The 19,097-nt window shown below is 34.1% G+C and carries 17 protein-coding genes, 5 tRNA genes and 1 rRNA gene; all 23 read left to right on the top strand.

The genetic code is table 11. The features are described from left to right. Positions 1-86: 86 nt before the first annotated feature. On the top strand, positions 87-707 hold the full coding sequence (locus LQ598_RS12740; protein ID WP_107557215.1) for a 50S ribosomal protein L25/general stress protein Ctc: 621 nt from the start codon (positions 87-89) through the stop codon (positions 705-707). 128 nt (positions 708-835) lie between these two features. Beyond that, on the top strand, positions 836-1,408 hold the full coding sequence (gene pth, locus LQ598_RS12735; protein ID WP_107557216.1) for an aminoacyl-tRNA hydrolase: 573 nt from the start codon (positions 836-838) through the stop codon (positions 1,406-1,408). Continuing rightward, entirely contained in the window at positions 1,405-4,914 is a 3,510-nt protein-coding gene (gene mfd, locus LQ598_RS12730; RefSeq protein ID WP_107559244.1) for a transcription-repair coupling factor, read from the top strand. Before pth ends, mfd begins: the two co-directional genes overlap by 4 nt. Continuing rightward, the gene (locus tag LQ598_RS12725) at positions 4,901-6,409 is read left to right on the top strand and encodes a polysaccharide biosynthesis protein (RefSeq protein WP_239745652.1); all 1,509 of its coding nucleotides are present in this window, start codon (positions 4,901-4,903) and stop codon (positions 6,407-6,409) included. Before mfd ends, LQ598_RS12725 begins: the two co-directional genes overlap by 14 nt. A gap of 7 nt (positions 6,410-6,416) precedes the next feature. Further along, complete coding sequence (locus LQ598_RS12720; protein WP_103322997.1) at positions 6,417-7,583, top strand: MazG nucleotide pyrophosphohydrolase domain-containing protein; 1,167 nt, start codon at positions 6,417-6,419, stop codon at positions 7,581-7,583. Continuing rightward, positions 7,580-7,846 (top strand): RNA-binding S4 domain-containing protein, encoded by a 267-nt coding sequence (locus tag LQ598_RS12715; protein ID WP_016911361.1) that lies wholly within the window; start codon positions 7,580-7,582, stop codon positions 7,844-7,846. The genes LQ598_RS12720 and LQ598_RS12715 overlap by 4 nt, the downstream gene beginning before the upstream one ends. 16 nt (positions 7,847-7,862) lie before the next feature. Then, positions 7,863-8,240 carry an FtsB family cell division protein gene (locus tag LQ598_RS12710; RefSeq protein WP_016911362.1) on the top strand — a complete coding sequence of 126 codons (378 nt, stop codon included), beginning with the start codon at positions 7,863-7,865 and terminating at the stop codon, positions 8,238-8,240. 90 nt (positions 8,241-8,330) lie between these two features. Continuing rightward, positions 8,331-8,714 carry a S1 domain-containing RNA-binding protein gene (locus LQ598_RS12705; RefSeq protein ID WP_016911363.1) on the top strand — a complete coding sequence of 128 codons (384 nt, stop codon included), beginning with the start codon at positions 8,331-8,333 and terminating at the stop codon, positions 8,712-8,714. Positions 8,715-8,801: 87 nt separating this feature from the next. Continuing rightward, positions 8,802-10,073, top strand: a complete 1,272-nt coding sequence (gene tilS, locus LQ598_RS12700; protein ID WP_239745650.1) for a tRNA lysidine(34) synthetase TilS — start codon at positions 8,802-8,804, stop codon at positions 10,071-10,073. Continuing rightward, positions 10,066-10,602, top strand: coding sequence for a hypoxanthine phosphoribosyltransferase (gene hpt / locus LQ598_RS12695; RefSeq protein ID WP_016911365.1), 537 nt, complete (start codon positions 10,066-10,068; stop codon positions 10,600-10,602). The genes tilS and hpt overlap by 8 nt, the downstream gene beginning before the upstream one ends. A 92-nt stretch (positions 10,603-10,694) precedes the next feature. After that, a complete protein-coding gene (gene ftsH, locus LQ598_RS12690; RefSeq protein WP_239745648.1) occupies positions 10,695-12,797 on the top strand; it encodes an ATP-dependent zinc metalloprotease FtsH in 2,103 nt (700 codons plus the stop codon). Between the two features lie 63 nt (positions 12,798-12,860). After that, on the top strand, positions 12,861-13,739 hold the full coding sequence (gene hslO / locus LQ598_RS12685; RefSeq protein WP_016911367.1) for an Hsp33 family molecular chaperone HslO: 879 nt from the start codon (positions 12,861-12,863) through the stop codon (positions 13,737-13,739). Positions 13,740-13,836: 97 nt separating this feature from the next. Further along, a complete protein-coding gene (cysK, locus tag LQ598_RS12680; protein WP_016911368.1) occupies positions 13,837-14,766 on the top strand; it encodes a cysteine synthase A in 930 nt (309 codons plus the stop codon). A 132-nt stretch (positions 14,767-14,898) separates the two neighbouring features. Then, positions 14,899-15,690 carry a dihydropteroate synthase gene (gene folP / locus LQ598_RS12675; RefSeq protein ID WP_107537157.1) on the top strand — a complete coding sequence of 264 codons (792 nt, stop codon included), beginning with the start codon at positions 14,899-14,901 and terminating at the stop codon, positions 15,688-15,690. Further along, positions 15,683-16,042, top strand: coding sequence for a dihydroneopterin aldolase (gene folB / locus LQ598_RS12670; RefSeq protein ID WP_016911370.1), 360 nt, complete (start codon positions 15,683-15,685; stop codon positions 16,040-16,042). Before folP ends, folB begins: the two co-directional genes overlap by 8 nt. Then, positions 16,043-16,531, top strand: coding sequence for a 2-amino-4-hydroxy-6-hydroxymethyldihydropteridine diphosphokinase (gene folK / locus LQ598_RS12665; protein ID WP_016911371.1), 489 nt, complete (start codon positions 16,043-16,045; stop codon positions 16,529-16,531). A gap of 208 nt (positions 16,532-16,739) precedes the next feature. Continuing rightward, positions 16,740-18,227: a lysine--tRNA ligase gene (lysS, locus tag LQ598_RS12660; RefSeq protein ID WP_016911372.1), complete on the top strand. Its 1,488-nt coding sequence runs from the start codon at positions 16,740-16,742 to the stop codon at positions 18,225-18,227. Between the two features lie 290 nt (positions 18,228-18,517). Then, positions 18,518-18,632: ribosomal RNA gene (gene rrf, locus LQ598_RS12655) — 5S ribosomal RNA — on the top strand. A 14-nt stretch (positions 18,633-18,646) separates the two neighbouring features. Next, positions 18,647-18,722, top strand: a tRNA-Val gene (locus tag LQ598_RS12650). A gap of 5 nt (positions 18,723-18,727) precedes the next feature. Further along, positions 18,728-18,803, top strand: a tRNA-Thr gene (locus tag LQ598_RS12645). A gap of 7 nt (positions 18,804-18,810) precedes the next feature. Next, positions 18,811-18,886: transfer RNA gene (locus LQ598_RS12640), tRNA-Lys, on the top strand. A 32-nt stretch (positions 18,887-18,918) separates the two neighbouring features. After that, a tRNA-Gly gene (locus LQ598_RS12635) sits at positions 18,919-18,993 on the top strand. Positions 18,994-19,008: 15 nt separating this feature from the next. Further along, positions 19,009-19,097, top strand: a tRNA-Leu gene (locus LQ598_RS12630).

Here is a 19,097-nt window from a genome sequence, read left to right as displayed (position 1 = left end):
CTAAATAACCACTTACAAGCAACATTTATTGTTGATGGGTGAGTGTAGGAGCGCATATTGCGCATATATGAAAGGTGGAAAAGATAATGGCTTCATTAAAGTCAGTTATCCGTCAAGGTAAACAAACTCGTTCTAGTTTACGTAAATTAAGAACTTCAGGTATTATTCCAGCAGTAGTATACGGTTACGGTGCTAAAAATACATCTGTAAAAGTTGATGAAATTGAATTCATCAAAACAATTCGTGAAGTTGGACGTAACGGTGTTATCGAATTAGGCGTTGGTTCTAAAACGATCAAAGTTATGGTTTCAGATTATCAATTTGATTCTCTTAAAAACCAAATCACACATGTTGATTTCTTAGCAATTAACATGAAAGAAGAATTAACTGTTGATGTACCTGTAGTATTAGTAGGTGAAGCAGTTGGTGCTTCTGAAGGTGGCGTAGTTCAACAACCATTATTCGACTTACAAGTTACAACTACTCCAGATGCAATTCCTGAAAATATCGAAGTTGATATTACAGAATTAGGAATTGGCGATAGTTACTTAGTAGGTGACTTAGATGCAACTAATAAATACTCTATCGAAAACGATAAAGAAGATGCAGTTGTAACAGTAGTTCCTCCAACAGATGAGCCTGCTGAAGATGCTGAAGAAACTGCAGCTGAAGAAGCTAACGCAGTATCAGCAGAAGACGCTGAATAAGAAAGTAATCTTCTAAACAACTAAAACCCAACACTTATGTGTTGGGTTTTTTTATTTGAGTATAGTTAGATGAAAATAATTATAAAAATGCTATAATATATACTTAGTATTAATATGGAGGTTACAACATGAAATGTATTGTTGGACTTGGAAATATCGGAAAAAAATATGACCGTACACGTCATAACATTGGATTTGAAGTAGTAGATGAGCTTCTTAAACGCCATCAATTACAAATAGATAAACAAAAATTTAACGGTGCATATACAATAGGATTAATAAATGGAGAAAAAGTCATGTTAATTGAACCTATGACTTTTATGAATTTATCAGGAGAAGCTGTAAGACCACTTATGGATTATTACAACGTAGACATTGAAGACTTAGTGGTACTTTACGATGATATGGACCAATCTCAAGGACGTTTGAGGTTACGTCAGAAAGGAAGTGCTGGTGGCCATAATGGTATAAAGTCATTAATTCAACATTTAGGAACAGATCAATTTGATAGAATAAGAATCGGAATTGATCGTCCAACAAATGGTATGAGTGTACCTAGTTATGTGCTTCAAAAGTTCTCTGACGATGAAATGATCACAATGGAAAAAGTGATCGAGCGCGCAGCTGATGCTTGTGAAGCTTTAATTAAAGGGGAAACTTTTCAGAATGTAATGAACCAGTATAATGGTGAGATAAAATGAAGCATGTTATTCACGAAATCATACAAGCAGATGAACGATTTCAAGATTTAGAACATATTTTTGGTGACAAAAACATACTGATTACTGGATTGAATCAATCGAGTAAAGCATTGCTTATTTTAGAACAATACCTTAAAAATGATAAGCAATTAGTTATTGTGACAAACAACTTGTATCAAGCGGATAAATTAGAAGCAGACATCCTGCAATTACTACCTTCAGAAGAAGTATTTAAGTTCCCTGTGCAAGATATTATGATAGAAGCATTTTCAACACAAAGTCCAGATTTAATGAGTGAAAGAATTAGAACATTAACCCATCTTGCACAAGGCAAGAAGGGTCTATTTATCGTGCCTATTAATGGCTTGAAAAAGCAATTAACGCCAAAAAATATTTGGAATGAACACTACAAATCTATTAAAATTGGTGACGACATTGATTTAGATGAGTGGGCTAAACAACTAGTTGATATGGGCTACAAGAGACAATCATTAGTTTCGACAATTGGTGAATTTTCTATTCGTGGTGGCTTAATTGACATTTATCCAGTAACAGCTGACCCAGTTCGTATCGAGTTATTTGATACGGAAGTTGATGGTATGAGGCTGTTTGATGTCGAAACACAACGTTCTTTAGGGAATGTTGAACAAGTTGAAATTACAACTGCAAGTGATTATATTTTCACAAGTGAACAAATCAATCAACTATCAGAACGTATGGAAGATTCATATGAAAAAACTCGACAAAAATTACCGACTGAAATGCGCGCAGATTTAAAAGATACATATCAAAATATCTTGATGCAAAGTGATGAATTGAAAGATCATCAAATTTTGAGACGTGTTATAGCGTTTATGTATGATGAGGTTACAACTTTTACAGATTATTTAGCTGAAGATGCACTGATTGTTGTAGATGAATATAATCGAATCAAGGAAACAGAGAATGCTTTAGATGTTGAAATTGAAGAGTTTACACAATCTCTTATTGAATCGGGTCAAGGTTTTATAGGACAACGCTTCATTGCTGAGAATGCTTTTACTGATTTATTGAATCAGCATAAAGTTGCTTATTTCACTTTATTTACAGCGAGTATGCCAGTTGAAATCGAAGAGATGGTTAAGTTTTCATGTAAACCAGTTCAAAGGTTTTACGGACAGTATGACATTATGCAATCAGAATTTGACCGATTTATGAAACAAGGATTTACAGTTGTTCTATTGGCTGAATCTGAAACGAGAAAGTCTAAAATTCAAGGTATGTTAACTGATATGAAGATACCAACAGTAATCGATAGGGTAGAACAAGTTGGTGAAAGAGGTCAAGCTGTTGTAACGGACGGTGCTTTATCAGAAGGGTTCGAACTGCCTTATATGAAATTGGTTGTTGTCACGGAAAAAGAATTATTCAAAGCGCGTGAACGTAAACAATCTAAAAGAAGACAAAAATTATCTAATGCAGAAAAAATAAAATCATACCAAGAGCTTAATGTTGGAGATTACGTTGTACATGTTCATCACGGTGTCGGTAAATACTTAGGTGTTGAAACTTTAGAAGTTTCTCGTATACACAAAGATTATATTAAAATTCAGTATAAAGGTACGGATCAATTATTTGTGCCTGTTGACCAAATGAATGATGTTCAAAAATTTGTTGGTTCAGATGATAAAGTACCAAAAGTTAATAAACTTGGTGGTACTGAGTGGAAGAAAACTAAAGCGAAAGTACAAAAAAATGTTGAAGATATTGCAGATGAATTGTTGAAGCTGTATCAAGAGCGCGAGCAAGTTGAAGGATATCAATATGGTCCTGATAACGAAGAACAAATGACATTTGAAATGGACTTTCCTTATGAACCTACACCTGACCAAGTGACTTCTTTAGAAGAAATCAAAGCCGATATGGAAAAAAGAAGACCGATGGATAGACTGCTATGTGGCGATGTAGGTTACGGTAAGACTGAAGTAGCTATTCGAGCTGCATTTAAAGCTGTCTTAGAAGGCAAGCAAGTTGCCATACTAGTGCCGACCACAATCCTTGCACAGCAACACTTTGAAACATTTAGAGAACGTATGCAAGAATATCCTGTAGAAATACAAATGATGAGTCGATTCAGAACGCCAAAACAAGTAAAAGAAACTAAAGAAGGTATTAAATCAGGCTTTGTAGATATTGTTGTAGGTACGCATAAACTATTAAGTAAAGATGTAGAATATAAAGATTTAGGACTGTTAGTTGTTGATGAAGAGCAAAGATTTGGTGTGAAACATAAAGAACGAATTAAAGCATTAAAAACAAATGTAGATGTGCTGACATTAACAGCAACACCAATACCGAGAACGCTTCATATGAGCTTATTAGGTGTGAGAGATTTATCAGTTATTGAAACGCCACCTGAAAATAGATTTCCAGTTCAAACATATGTGTTAGAGCAAAATATGAACTTTGTAAAAGAAGCACTTGAGCGAGAGGTTTCAAGAGGTGGGCAAGCTTTCTATTTGTACAACAGAGTGCAGTCTATCTACCAAAAAAGCGAACAGTTATCCATGTTAATGCCGAACGCAAGAATAGGTGTTGCACATGGACAAATGTCAGAACGTGAACTAGAAGAAACAATGCTGAATTTTGTAGGTGGAGAATATGATATTCTTGTTACGACAACCATTATCGAAACAGGTGTAGACGTTCCGAATGCTAATACATTAATTATAGAAGATGCAAATAGATTTGGACTAAGTCAGTTGTATCAATTACGAGGAAGAGTTGGCCGTTCGAGTCGAATTGGTTATGCATATTTTCTACATGAACAAAATAAAGTGTTAACAGAAGTTGCGGAACAAAGGCTACAAGCCATTAAAGAGTTTACTGAATTAGGTTCTGGCTTTAAAATTGCAATGCGAGATTTGAATATTCGTGGCGCAGGTAACCTCTTAGGTAGTCAACAACACGGATTTATAGATTCTGTAGGTTACGACTTGTATTCTCAAATGTTAGAAGAAGCAGTTAATGTGAAGCGAGGTATTGAACCTGAATCTGAAGTACCGCAATTAGAAGTCGATATTAAAATAGACGCATATATTCCAGCTGAATATATTAAAAATGAACAAGCTAAAATTGAAATGTATAAAAAATTAAGATCTATCACGACACATAGTCAGCTTGAAGATATAAAAGATGAATTAATGGATCGTTTTGGAGAATATCCAGTAGAAGTGCAACGATTATTAGACGTTGTCGAAATTAGGTTGAACGGTATTCATTTCGGTATTACAGAAATTAAAGAAGTCGCTAAAACAATACAATTAACAGCATCTGAATATACGACTAATCATTTAAAAGGTGATGTACTATTCAAAGTGACTGAACCTCTAGGTAGAAAGTTGAAAATAGCAGTAGCAGATAATCGAATGGTATTTAAATTACAAAAAACGAAACAATGGATGGATGATTTAAAATTCTTAACTAAAGTGATAAACGAAAGTTTGGTAGACGATGACACAATCTAAACCTATTTTTAATAGTGTATTGCTGTTAACAGGCACAATGGTCATAGTGAAAATATTAAGTGCGATATATAGAGTGCCTTATCAAAATGTGCTAGGTGATGAAGGATTATATGCTTATCAACAAGTATATCCTCTTGTAGCAATAGTGAGTGTGGTAAGTTTAAACGCTTTACCAAGTGTTATGAGTGGTTGGATGACTAAAAGAAGACAGTCTGAGATTGTTGGGATGTTTTGGTTCTTACAAATTGTATGTTTCTTGCTTGGGTTAGTCATATTTCTTAGTGCTCGGTTTATAAGTGAATTGATGGGTGACGCCAATTTAACGCCTATGATTAGAATGGCTAGTTTGGCAATGTTACCACTCGTTTTTATCTCGATGGTTCGTGGATATTATCAGATGAACCATCGAATGAATATGATTGCGATCTCTCAAGTCATTGATCAAGTACTAAGGGTGAGTGTCATATTATTTGCTATCATTCTTTTTGTAGCAATGGATATCTCTATTTATCAAGCTGGCACATTAGCTATTGGCGGCTCAGTGTTAGGGTTAAGCTGTGTTGTTGTTTACTTTTGGTTTAAGAGAAAGCCTAAATTACAATTTTCCTGGGAAATAAAGTTGAAAGATACTCAGAATATTATAACGATGACCGTTTTGTATGCAATTTCTTATTTGATACTTATTTTATGGCAAATTGTAGATTCGTTTACGCTAATTCATCTGCTTCAAGAAACAGGATATTCTTTTCACGAAAGTATAAAAGTAAAAGGTGTGTTTGATAGAGGTGCTTCCCTTATTCAGATGGGGCTTATTATCACGACAACGTTTAGTTTTGTCTTAATTCCGTTACTAACGGAACAATTGCAAAAGAAAAATACGAAGCTTGTGAATGAGTATGCTAACACTTCTTTAAAAATAACTGTGTTGTTTAGTATGGCGGCGGCAATCGGTTTAATCAATTTATTGCCACTTCTTAATAAAGTCTTCTTCAAGACAAATGAATTAACCGGAACATTAAGCATCTTTATGCTTGCTGTCGTATTTGTCACATTTATTATTATGTATACCGCTTTATTACAAGTGAAGTTAAAAAGAAGGGTATTATTTACAGCGTTACTTGTAGGGCTTATTACGAAAGTGGTAGGAAATTATATATTTGTGTTGCAATTTGGCATACTGGGAGCAAGCTTATCAACGGTGTTGTCATTAGCGATCTACACAATAGTCTTGCATGTATTTGTAATGAAGCTTTATCAAATTCAAAACATGGGATTATTTATCGTTAAAGTTATGTCACTTCTGATAATTATGTCGGTATTTGTACAAATAATACTACTGATACCGGCAGATTCAAGATTAACTAATTTAGCTTTAATGTTAGTGGCGGGTATTGTTGGCGTAATTGTAGTCATAATAGGTATAATAAAGATGAAAATACTAATAAAAGATGAATGGAAACATTTACCTTTAATGGATAAAATAATAAAGGAGTAATTAAATCATGGCACAACAAATTGTAGTTGTTGGCTTAGGTAATTATAGTATTGATGAATTACCTATGGGTGTCTATCGTAAACTGCAGTCTGTTGACACAGTATATGCGAGGACATTAGAACATCCAGTCATAAATGAATTAAAGGATATAAACTGGAAAAGCTTTGACAGTGTTTATGAAAAGCATGACGACTTTATTAATGTATATACGGAAATAGTAGATACATTAATTGAAAAAGCTGAAACTGAAGATGTCATTTATGCTGTTCCTGGTGACCCATCAGTTGCAGAAACAACGACACAACTTCTGTTAGAAAAGTTCCCAAATGTAAAAATTCTTGGAGGAAAAAGCTTTTTAGATGATATGTTTAGAGCAGTTAACATTGATCCCAATGATGGCTTTACATTATTAGATGGAACTAATTTATCTGAAACAACATTAAATGTAAGAACAAATACGATTATTACTCAAGTGTATGACCAATTAGTTGCTTCAGATATAAAAGTGACATTAATGGAAAGATATCCTGACGAGCATGAAGTCATGATCGTGTCTAACGCTCGATTGGGTGAAGCGGATGTTATAACTTGTCCTTTATACGAAATGGATCATCATGCTGAATTATCTAATTTGACGAGTTTATTTGTTCCTAAGATTTTAGAAGAACATCAAATGTATAACGATTTCCAATATTTAGAACATACGATTGATACACTTGTATCTGAAGATGGTTGTCCATGGGATAAAGTGCAGACGCACGATTCCTTAAAACGTTATATTATTGAAGAAGCGTTTGAATTGATTGAAGCAATTGATGAAGAAGATATTGATCATATGGTAGAGGAGCTTGGCGATATCTTATTACAAGTAATGTTGCATGCTTCTATAGGTAAAAAAGAAGGCTTCTTTGATGTTAGAGAAGTGGTACAAGAACTAACAAGTAAGATGATCCGTAGACATCCACATGTCTTTTCAGATCAAGAAGCCAATGATATTGAAGACCTTAATCGAATTTGGCAAAGTGAAAAAATTAAAGAAGGTAAAGTAGAACGCGAGAAATTAGAAAAAATATTTGCTGATTACTTTTTGAAGCTGTATGATAAAACCAAATTAGAGGGTCTTGGAGAAGATGGACTAAAAGAATTTATAAACAAAGGAGACTTAACAATTTGAGATTAGATAAGTATTTAAAAGTATCTAGACTAATTAAACGTCGTACGCTTGCGAAGGAAGTAAGTGACCAAGGTAGAGTTAAAGTGAATGGTCAAACTGCTAAAGCAGGAACAGTGGTAAGTGTAGAAGACGAACTAGAAATAAGACTTGGAAATAGAATTATCGTTGTGAAAGTAACAGGATTGTCTGAGCATGCAAATAAAGAAAATGCTAAGACGATGTTTGAAGTAATCAAAGAAGAAAAAATACAAGATTCTTTATAAATAAGGAGGTACGTATATGGCGCAAAAAATTAAAAATCTAGATAATGAATTTACGCAGTCTCAAAATAAACGAAAGAAGACTGTCAATAAAACGCGCCAAGTGGTACGAAAGCGACTAACCTTATTTGGTGGAGTATTATTGTTAATGATTCTTATCATGATTATCATGTTGGTTCTTCAAAAAAATCGTAATGATGAATTAGTGCAAGAGCGTAAAGAGAAAGCTGTAACATATGAAAAAATGCAAGATAAAGAAATCGAGTTAAAAGAACAAATTAAACGACTTAATGATAAAGAATATATTGAAAAGCTTGCAAGAAGTGAATACTTCTTAAGTAATGATGGTGAAATAATATTTAAATTACCAGAAGAGAAAAAAGAATCGGAAAAATGATAAATAATCTATATATGACGTTGTATAATTTTGTATAGAAGCATATAATAAGGTTAAAGTGAAATTATATCAGGAGGATACAGTAATAATATGTCAATTGAAGTAGGCAATAAAGTCAAAGGGAAAGTTACAGGTATTAAGAATTTTGGTGCATTTGTAGAATTACCTGAAGGTAAAAGTGGCCTTGTGCACATCAGTGAAGTTGCTGATAACTACGTCGAGAACGTAAATGACCATTTAACTGTAGGCGACGAAGTAGAAGTAAAAGTATTAACAGTAGCCGACGATGGGAAAATTAGTTTGTCTATAAAAAAAGCTAAAGAACGTCCAAAACGTCAAGCTCCAAAGAAAGAGCCAAAGCCTGAAGATTTTGAGAAGAAATTAACAAACTTTTTGAAAGATAGTGAAGATAAGTTGACGTCTATTAAAAGACAAACTGAATCACGTCGTGGTGGAAAAGGTGCAAAACGATAATTGATTATAATAAAAAGAGGCTAATTAGTTGAGCCTCTTTTTATTTTGAACAGATCAAGTGAATTTTTAAAATTGAGGTGTGTAACAATGCTTGATATAACTTGGAATGAAAATGATAATTTAGCATTGGCTGTTTCGACTGGGATAGATAGTATGTCGCTATTACACATGTTAAATACAACATACAAGCACACATATCATCATTTAATTTGTTTACATGTTAATCATGGTTTAAGGTCAGAGTCAAAAGAAGAAGCGGAATTTATTGAACAATATTGTAAAGAACATAACATTAAAATATATATTAGAACACTAGATTTAAGCGAAGTTGTTAATCGAAATAAAAGCATACAAGATGTATCTAGAAAGATAAGGTATGAATGGTTTGATGAAATGATGCAACGCACTCAGAGTGACGTGTTATTAACAGCACATCACTTAGATGATCAAAAAGAAACAATATCATATCGATTATTTACTGGAAGAATTGGCCGTGCTTCATTAGGCATCAATCAAGTTCAAAAAAGAAATGATTATGTTATTTGCAGACCATTTTTAAATGTATCTAAAGCAACACTAAAGAAATATCAGCAAGAATTTGCATTTCGTTATTTTGAAGATGCTTCAAATAACGATAATAAATATACACGCAATTATATACGCAATGAAATATTACCGGTTATAGAGCAACGAGAAGATTTTTCAACAGGACATTTACTCGATTTAAATCAATGGATGAACGATGCAAGAAGTTTAATTATTGATCAAGCTAAAGCATTTATAAATAATGAAGTTCAGCAACTAGATAAAGTAGTGATTAATAGATTCGCATTTAATCAGTTAAACCCTTTAGTTAAAACACAAGTATTAGATCAATTGCTAGAAACATATGTGCAGCAAAGATTCAGCGTTAAGGCTTATAAAGAATGGATGAGTATATTTGACAATTTTGAAAAACAATCCATCTTTCATATATCTGATGATTGGCAGTTTATTGTTGCATATGATAAATTATTACTATGTGAAGATATTGAGTTCAATGCAAATTCTATATTTATAAATCGTAATGAACAATATGTATTTGGGAATTGGTTAATTAAAGCGAACGACATAGCATCGCCTTTATTTGTAAGAACGAGATTGTCTGGAGATCGTATTCAGTATTATAACCGGGGAAATAAACATCACAAAAAAGTTAACAGAATCATGATTGACAACAAGATAGACATACATAAACGAAACAATTGTCCAATTATTTTACATGGTGATGTTATTATTGCAATTGGTGACTTTTGGATAGATTCTAACTTTAAAAACGCATTAACTATTACTTATATTGGAGATGACTTTAATGAATGATTCGATTAAGTCTGTTGTATTATCAGAGGAACAGATTCAAGAAAGATGCAAAACATTAGGAAAGCAAATCACTGAAGATTATAATGGAAAGACACCTATTTGTGTTGGTATTTTAAAAGGTTCAATCATGTTTATGGCTGATTTAGTAAAATACATTGATACGCATATTGAATTAGATTTCATGGATGTATCTAGTTATCATGGTGGTACGGAATCAACGGGAGAAGTTAAAATTTTAAAAGATTTAAGTACTTCAGTAGAAAATAGAGATGTCATTATTATTGAAGACATTTTAGAAACGGGTACGACATTAAATTCTATAGTCGATTTATTGAAATATAGAAATGTTAAATCTATTGAAATCGTAACATTATTAGATAAACCGATGAAACGTAAAGTAGCTATTGAAGCTAAATATGTAGGCGAAAAAATTCCTGATGAATTTGTAGTAGGATATGGCCTTGATTTTGCAGAGAAATATCGTAACTTACCTTACATTGGTACGCTTAAACCAGAAATATACCAATGATGCGTATAATTAAGGTTAATTACTAGCGTAAGAAATTACAAATATGGTAAAATTTTTGTTAGTTTTATTAATTGAGTAGGAGGACAAATTGAATGCAAAAAGCTTTTCGAAATATATTAATGATCGCGCTTTTAGCTATCGTCCTATTTGGTGTTTTCCAGTTCATTAATGGCAATGGACAATCACCAAAACAGCTTACATATAACGAGTTTATGACGAAGCTTGAAAAAGGCGATTTAAAAACGTTAACTATTCAACCCGAACAGAATGTTTATATGGTTAGCGGTGAACTAAAAAAAGGTAAAGATGCAACATATACATCTTCTATCTTGTTTAACAACCAAGATGATTTGAAAAAAATTACTGAAACTGCCGAGAAACAAGATGAATTGAAATTTAATGTTAAAGAAGAAGAAAAACAAAGTGTCTTTGTTAGTGTCTTAACAACGCTTATCCCTGTTTTAATTATTGCATTTTTATTCATATTCTTCTTAAGCCAAATGCAAGGCGGCGGCGGTGGCGGCGGCCGAGTAATGAACTTTGGTAAATCAAAAGCCAAGCTTTATGATAACCAGAAGAAACGTGTACGATTCTCTGATGTAGCAGGTGCTGATGAAGAGAAACAAGAATTAGTAGAAATTGTCGATTTCCTTAAAGATAATCGTAAGTTCAAAAAAATGGGTGCACGTATTCCTAAAGGTGTTTTACTCGTTGGTCCTCCAGGTACAGGTAAAACATTACTTGCTAGAGCGGTAGCAGGTGAAGCAGGAACACCATTCTTCTCAATAAGTGGTTCTGACTTTGTTGAGATGTTCGTTGGTGTCGGTGCCAGTCGTGTACGTGATTTATTTGAAAATGCTAAGAAAAATGCACCATGTATCATCTTTATAGATGAGATTGATGCAGTTGGTCGTCAGCGTGGAGCTGGTGTTGGTGGCGGTCACGACGAACGTGAACAAACGTTAAACCAATTATTAGTTGAAATGGATGGATTCGGTGAAAATGAAGGCATCATTATGATTGCTGCAACAAACCGTCCTGATATTTTAGACCCAGCATTATTACGTCCAGGTCGTTTCGACAGACAAATTCAAGTAGGACGTCCTGATGTTAGAGGACGTGAAGCAGTACTTAAAGTGCATGCACGTAATAAACCTTTTGATGAAACAGTTGATTTAAAAGCAGTTTCTCAAAGAACACCAGGATTCTCTGGTGCAGATTTAGAAAACTTATTAAACGAAGCATCATTAGTAGCTGCACGTTCTAATAAAACTAAAATTGATATGAGAGATATAGAAGAAGCAACAGATAGAGTGATTGCAGGTCCTGCTAAGAAAACAAGAATGATTTCTGAAAAAGAAAGAAATATTGTTGCTTATCATGAAGCTGGTCACACAATTATCGGCTGTGTATTAGATGAAGCTGAAATGGTTCATAAAGTTACCATTGTTCCACGTGGACAAGCTGGTGGTTACGCAATGATGCTTCCTAAAGAAGATCGTTACTTTATGACTGAACCAGAACTATTGGATAAAATAGTTGGTTTACTAGGTGGTCGTGTATCTGAAGAAATTAACTTTGGAGAAGCATCAACTGGTGCTCATAATGACTTCCAACGTGCGACAAGTATTGCACGTAAGATGGTTACTGAATATGGTATGAGTAAAAAATTAGGTCCATTACAATTTGGTAGTTCTGATAGTGGGCAAGTATTCTTAGGTAAAGAAATGCAATCTGAACCAAACTATTCAGACCAAATTGCGTATGAAATTGATTCAGAAGTTCAACGTATTATTAAAGAACAATACGAACGTTGTAAACGAATTTTAACTGAAAATAAAGAACAATTAGTATTAATCGCTAAAACTTTATTAGTTGAAGAAACGTTAGTGGCTGAACAAATTCAATCATTATTCCATGAAGGTAAGTTACCAGAAGTTAAATATGATGATTCTCATTTAAACGAAAATGATGATTCAGATGAAGATAAATATGAAGGTGACTTAAAAGAACAAGAAGGTACATTAGATATTGAAGACGATGAAGTTGGTAAATCTTATGAAGAAGTTAAAGATGAAGTATCTCATGAAGAAAAAGATGCAGATTCAGATAGCGAATCAAAAGAGCCAGCTCACGATGAAGAGCCAAATATTGATGACCTAGGTGACAACAAACCGACAGATCGTAAAAAATAATTTCACAAAGTCCCTTTCAATGCATTGATTGAGAGGGGCTTTTTTTAAAGAAGGAGTATAAAAATGACACAAGATTATTTAGTAAGAGGCTTAGCTTTTAACGATGAAGTTAGAGCTTTTGCTGTAAAAACAACAAATACTGTTCAAGAAGCACAAACACGCCATTATACTTGGCCAACAGCATCAGCTGCATTAGGAAGATCTATGACAGCAGGTATAATGATGGGTTCAATGTTGAAAAATGAAGAAAAATTAACGATAACGATTGATGGTGGTGGACCAATCGGAAAAATTATGGTCGATGCTAATGGTAAAGGTGAAGTAAGAGGATACGTGCAAAACCCTCAAATACATTTTCCATTAAATGAACAAGGTAAATTAGATGTGAGACGTGCAGTGGGAACGGAAGGTATGTTAAATGTTGTTAAAGACATTGGATTGAAAGACTACTTTACAGGTTCTACACCAATTGTTTCTGGAGAACTAGGAGAAGATTTCACATACTATTTTGTTACAAGTGAACAAGTTCCTTCAGCTGTAGGACTTGGCGTACTTGTTAATCCTGATAACTCTATTAAAGCTGCAGGTGGATTTATTATTCAGTTAATGCCGGGAGCATCTGAAGAAACTATTTCAGCAATAGAAGAAAAAATAAATCAAATGGAACCAGTATCTAAATTAATAGATAGAGGTTTATCACCTGAAGAACTGATTGAAACAGTATTAGGTAAAGAAAATACGAGAATTATTAATAATATGGATATAGATTTCAAATGTAATTGCTCTAGAGAGAAATTTTTAAATGCTATTAAAGGTCTTGGTGAAGCAGAAATCGATGGCATGATAGAAGAAGATCATGGTGCCGAAGCTGAATGTCATTTCTGTAGAACAAAGTATCAATATAGTGAAGAAGAGCTTGTCGCGCTTAAAAATTCGCTTTAATTTAGTAAATACTTTCACTTTATTTGAACTTTTGTTATAATCAATATATCCGATAAATAAACTAAGGTATAAAATACTGTTTAGGAGTGAAGTATAAATGGCTAAGAGAGTAAATAATATTGTAGAATTAATAGGTGACACACCTGTTGTTAAATTAAACAATGTAGTTGAAGATGGTTCAGCAGATGTATATGTTAAATTAGAATATCAAAACCCAGGTAGTTCGGTTAAAGATAGAATTGGTTTAGCAATGATAGAAGCTGCTGAAAAAGAAGGAAAAATTAAACCAGGTGACACTATTATTGAACCTACATCAGGTAACACTGGTATCGGTTTAGCGATGGTTGCAGCTGCTAAAGGTTATAAAGCAGTATTTGTTATGCCAGATACAATGAGTAGTGAACGTCGCGCATTATTAAAAGCTTACGGTGCTGAACTAGTATTAACACCTGGAGCTGAAGGTATGAAAGGCGCGATTAAAAAAGCTAAAGAGCTTAAAGAGGAAAAAGGTTACTTTGAACCTCAACAATTCGAAAACCCAGCGAACCCTAAAGTACATGAGTTAACTACTGGACCTGAAATTGTAGAACAATTTGATGGCGTTCAAGTAGATGCTTTCTTAGCTGGCGTTGGTACAGGTGGTACTTTAACAGGAGCTGGTAAAGTATTGAAAGAAAAATATCCTGAAATACAAATCGTTGCGATTGAACCAGAAGCTTCTGCAATTTTAAGTGGTGGTAATCCTGGACCGCATAAATTACAAGGTTTAGGTGCTGGATTTGTACCTGACACATTAGACACTGACGTTTATGATGATGTCATTAAAGTTGGAAACGAAGAAGCAATGGCAATGTCTAGAAAAGTTGCTAAAGAAGAAGGTATTCTTGGTGGTATTTCATCAGGAGCTGCAATTGTAGCTGCGTTGAAAAAAGCTAAAGAATTAGGTGAAGGAAAAACAGTTGTAACTGTATTACCAAGTAATGGTGAACGTTACCTATCTACTCCTTTATACGCTTTTGAAGACTAAGCATTTAAAATCATAATAATGCATTAAGTATCACGTCTATAATAAATAACTTTTATAAGTTATTTCATTTAGGCGTGATTTTTTAAATTTGTTATAATAAGTTTATCTATGTGAAAAGGAAGGAAGACTATTTTGGTTAATACAAAAATCATGGGCATTTTGAATGTTACGCCAGATTCATTTTCAGATGGTGGTTCATATAATAGTGTTGAAAAAGCAAGAGTTCATGCCGAAAAGCTTATTTCTGAAGGCGCTGATATTATAGATATCGGTGGAGTATCTACAAGACCTGGGTATACAGAAGTGAGTTTGGAAGAAGAACTTAATAGAGTAATCCCGGTAGTAGAAGCGTTAAATGACTTAGATATTCAGCTTTCAGTGGATACATATAGAAGCAAAGTTGCTGAAGAATCATTAAAGAGAGGCGTAACAATGATAAATGATCAGTGGGCTGGCCTTTATGATCCTGAAATTTTAAATGTCGTAGCCGAATACAACGCTGAAATTGTGCTTATGCATAATGGTGACGGTAATAGAGAACTTCCAGTTATGGAAGAATTATTACTTTCTTTATTAAAGCAGGCCAATCAAGCTGAAATGGCTGGAATTCCAGAGAAAAATATATGGTTAGATCCAGGGATAGGTTTCGCTAAATCGAGAGAAGAAGAACGCATAGTCATGTCGCGTTTAGATGAACTAGTTGCGACAGGTTATAATGTCTTACTCGCTACGAGTCGAAAACGATTAATTAATGATTTGTTAGGCGGCAATAGTAGTGTTGACGAACGAGATGAAGGTACAGTGGCTACTACAGCTTATGGTATTGAAAAAGGCGTTCGTGCTGTTAGAGTTCATAATGTACAAATGAACAAAAGGGTAGCACAAGTAATCGATACTTTAAAGGAGATTCGAGTCGATGGATAGAATTATATTAAAAGGCATGTCCTTTTATGGATATCATGGCGCATTTGAAGCGGAAAATGAGCTAGGACAAATATTTTTAGTAGATTTAGAATTATATTTAGATTTATCTGAAGCAGGAGAAACTGATGATCTTGAAAAGACAGTTCATTATGGAGAAGTGTTTGAATTGGTCAAAGAAATTATGGAAGGTAAACCCGTACAATTAATTGAACATCTCGCAGAACGTATTGCAAAACAAGTCTTTTCACACTATAATCGAGTATTGGAAACTAAAGTTAAAATTACAAAAAATAACCCACCGATACCAGGTCATTATGAAGGTGTAGGTATTGAGATAGTGAGGAAGAGATAAATGCATACCGCATATTTAGGTTTAGGCAGTAATATGGGGGATAGAGAACTTCAATTAGTAGAAGCAATTAAACTACTCAATGAAGTAGAAGGTATAGAAGTTACCCAAGAATCTCCAATATATGAAACAAAACCAATAGGATACACAGAACAACCTGATTTTTTGAACATGTGTATTGAAATCTCAACTGAATTAGAATCATCAGAGTTATTAAAAGTTTGTATGATGGTTGAACAACAGCTCCATCGAGTTAGAGTAGAAAGATGGGGGCCACGTACAATTGATATAGATATTTTATTATATGATCAATCCGTTATTCAATCACCAGACCTAGAAGTACCACACCCAAGAATGACAGAAAGAGCATTTGTGATGGTACCACTTAACGATATCGCCTCAAATGTAGTTGAACCAATATCTAAAAAATATATATGGGAACTATTGCTAAACGACGAACAAGTAGTAAAGTATAAGAGTGAAAGAAATTAGAGTGTCTGGAAATTAGGACATGTTGAAATGAACAATCGAGTAGTTTTGACGGCAATGGCAAGTCTTGTATGTGCAAAAATGGTAAAGTGTGAAAAGCGATTAATCAAGCTGAAACTAGAGATGAATTAGTCGGTATCCTTGAACAGTTTGTTGAAGAAATAGCAGAAAAAGAAGAAGTTATTGCAATTTAATTAAGGAGTGGAATATCATGTCAGAAGAAATGAATGACCAAATGTTGGTTCGTAGACAAAAATTACAAGAATTAAGAGATTTAGGAATCGATCCATTCGGTGAAAAATTTGTAAGAAGCGGAGATTCTGAAACTTTGCACGAAGAATGGGATCAATTTAGTAAAGAAGAACTTCATGATAAAGAAGACGAATCAGCTGTTGCTATAGCAGGTCGTTTAATGACTAAAAGAGGTAAAGGTAAAGCCGGATTTGCTCATGTGAAAGATATTACTGGCCAAATTCAAATTTATGTTCGTAAAGACCAAGTTGGAGACGAGCAATTTGAAATATGGAATCATGCAGATTTAGGAGATATTGTCGGCGTTAAAGGTGTAATGTTTAAAACAAACACTGGAGAATTATCTGTTAAAGCTAAAGAATTTACAGTTTTAACTAAGTCTCTACGCCCTTTACCAGATAAATATCATGGTTTACAAGATATAGAGCAACGTTATCGTCAACGTTATTTAGATTTAATTACAAGTGAAGAATCAACTAAAACATTCATTACAAGAAGTCAAATCATTCAAGAAATGAGAAACTACCTAAATACTAAAGGATTCTTAGAAGTAGAAACGCCAATGATGCACCAAATCGCAGGTGGCGCTTCAGCACGTCCTTTCGTAACACATCACAACGCGCTTGATGCGACTTTATACATGAGAATCGCTATTGAATTGCACTTAAAACGATTAATCGTCGGTGGTTTAGAAAAAGTATATGAAATCGGAAGAGTATTCCGTAATGAAGGTGTATCAACAAGACACAACCCTGAATTTACAATGATTGAGTTATATGAAGCATATGCAGATTATAACGATATTATGGATTTAACAGAGTCAATGGTAGCTTCTATTGCTGAAAAAGTATTAGGTTCAACTACTGTTCAATATGGAGAAGAATCAATTGATTTAGCACCAAAATGGAAAAGATGGCACATGGTTGACGCAGTAAAAGAACATACTGGTGTCGATTTCTATGAAGTTAAAACGGATGAAGAAGCGCATGCTTTAGCAAAAGAACATAATATAGAAGTAGAAGGTCGTATGACTTATGGTCATATCTTAAATGAATTCTTTGAACAAAGAGTAGAAGAGAAACTTATTCAGCCTACATTTATTTATGGACATCCAATTGAGATATCACCATTAGCTAAGAAAAATCCAGAAGATCCAAGATTTACTGATCGTTTTGAGTTATTTATTGTAGGTAGAGAACATGCTAATGCATTTACTGAATTAAATGATCCGATAGATCAACGTGAAAGATTCGAAGCTCAAATGAAAGAAAAAGATCAAGGTAATGACGAAGCACATGAAATGGATGATGATTTCATTGAAGCTTTAGAATATGGTATGCCTCCAACTGGTGGATTAGGTATAGGTATTGATCGTTTAGTTATGTTATTAACAAATTCTGCATCTATAAGAGATGTTTTATTATTCCCATACATGAGACAAAAATAATAATTTACAAAAAATATGTGATCAACAACTTGTTGATTGCATATTTTTTTAATGTAAACATTATTAAAAACGTTGATATGAAGGTATTTGTAAAAATAATGATAAAAATTTTCGTTAAAGTGTTGACGAAAGCTTAAAAATTAGGTACTATATATAGGTCGCTGAAAACAGGACGCATTATCAATTCGAGATATTTGTAAAGAAAGTTAATAAGGTGTAAAATTGACTATTGAAAAGCCTTGATAAGTTCTTTATAATAAATAAGGTAAGACAAAAACGAAACAACATTGTCTGGTGGCGATAGCAAAGAGGTCACACCTGTTCCCATGCCGAACACAGAAGTTAAGCTCTTTAGCGCCGATGGTAGTTGGGCTTACGTTCCGCGAGAGTAGGACGCTGCCGGGCAATATTGTTAAAATGGAGAATTAGCTCAGCTGGGAGAGCATCTGCCTTACAAGCAGAGGGTCGGCGGTTCGAACCCGTCATTCTCCACCATTTTTGCCGGCCTAGCTCAACTGGTAGAGCAACTGACTTGTAATCAGTAGGTTGGGGGTTCAAGTCCTCTGGCCGGCACCATTTTTCAGAGCCATTAGCTCAGTTGGTAGAGCATCTGACTTTTAATCAGAGGGTCAGAGGTTCGAATCCTCTATGGCTCACCATTATTTAATATAATAATAAAAATAATAATTTAGCGGAAGTAGTTCAGCGGTAGAATACGACCTTGCCAAGGTCGGGGTCGCGGGTTCGAATCCCGTCTTCCGCTCCATTTTTATTTTTTCTTGCCGGGGTGGCGGAACTGGCAGACGCACAGGACTTAAAATCCTGCGGTAAGTGATTACCGTACCGGTTCGATTCCGGTCCTCGGCACCA

The organism is Mammaliicoccus sp. F-M27, assembly GCF_022387115.1.
In the GTDB taxonomy this organism is placed as follows: Bacteria; Bacillota; Bacilli; order Staphylococcales; family Staphylococcaceae; genus Mammaliicoccus; species Mammaliicoccus vitulinus.
This window is presented reverse-complemented; position numbering and strand designations above follow the sequence as displayed.

Coding starts and splice junctions, on each gene's coding strand:
- LQ598_RS12740 (WP_107557215.1), top strand. CDS start 87: ATGGCTTCATTAAAGTCAGTTATCCGTCAAGGTAAACAAACTCGTTCT.
- pth (WP_107557216.1), top strand. CDS start 836: ATGAAATGTATTGTTGGACTTGGAAATATCGGAAAAAAATATGACCGT.
- mfd (WP_107559244.1), top strand. CDS start 1,405: ATGAAGCATGTTATTCACGAAATCATACAAGCAGATGAACGATTTCAA.
- LQ598_RS12725 (WP_239745652.1), top strand. CDS start 4,901: ATGACACAATCTAAACCTATTTTTAATAGTGTATTGCTGTTAACAGGC.
- LQ598_RS12720 (WP_103322997.1), top strand. CDS start 6,417: ATGGCACAACAAATTGTAGTTGTTGGCTTAGGTAATTATAGTATTGAT.
- LQ598_RS12710 (WP_016911362.1), top strand. CDS start 7,863: ATGGCGCAAAAAATTAAAAATCTAGATAATGAATTTACGCAGTCTCAA.
- LQ598_RS12705 (WP_016911363.1), top strand. CDS start 8,331: ATGTCAATTGAAGTAGGCAATAAAGTCAAAGGGAAAGTTACAGGTATT.
- tilS (WP_239745650.1), top strand. CDS start 8,802: ATGCTTGATATAACTTGGAATGAAAATGATAATTTAGCATTGGCTGTT.
- hpt (WP_016911365.1), top strand. CDS start 10,066: ATGAATGATTCGATTAAGTCTGTTGTATTATCAGAGGAACAGATTCAA.
- ftsH (WP_239745648.1), top strand. CDS start 10,695: ATGCAAAAAGCTTTTCGAAATATATTAATGATCGCGCTTTTAGCTATC.
- hslO (WP_016911367.1), top strand. CDS start 12,861: ATGACACAAGATTATTTAGTAAGAGGCTTAGCTTTTAACGATGAAGTT.
- cysK (WP_016911368.1), top strand. CDS start 13,837: ATGGCTAAGAGAGTAAATAATATTGTAGAATTAATAGGTGACACACCT.
- folB (WP_016911370.1), top strand. CDS start 15,683: ATGGATAGAATTATATTAAAAGGCATGTCCTTTTATGGATATCATGGC.
- folK (WP_016911371.1), top strand. CDS start 16,043: ATGCATACCGCATATTTAGGTTTAGGCAGTAATATGGGGGATAGAGAA.
- lysS (WP_016911372.1), top strand. CDS start 16,740: ATGTCAGAAGAAATGAATGACCAAATGTTGGTTCGTAGACAAAAATTA.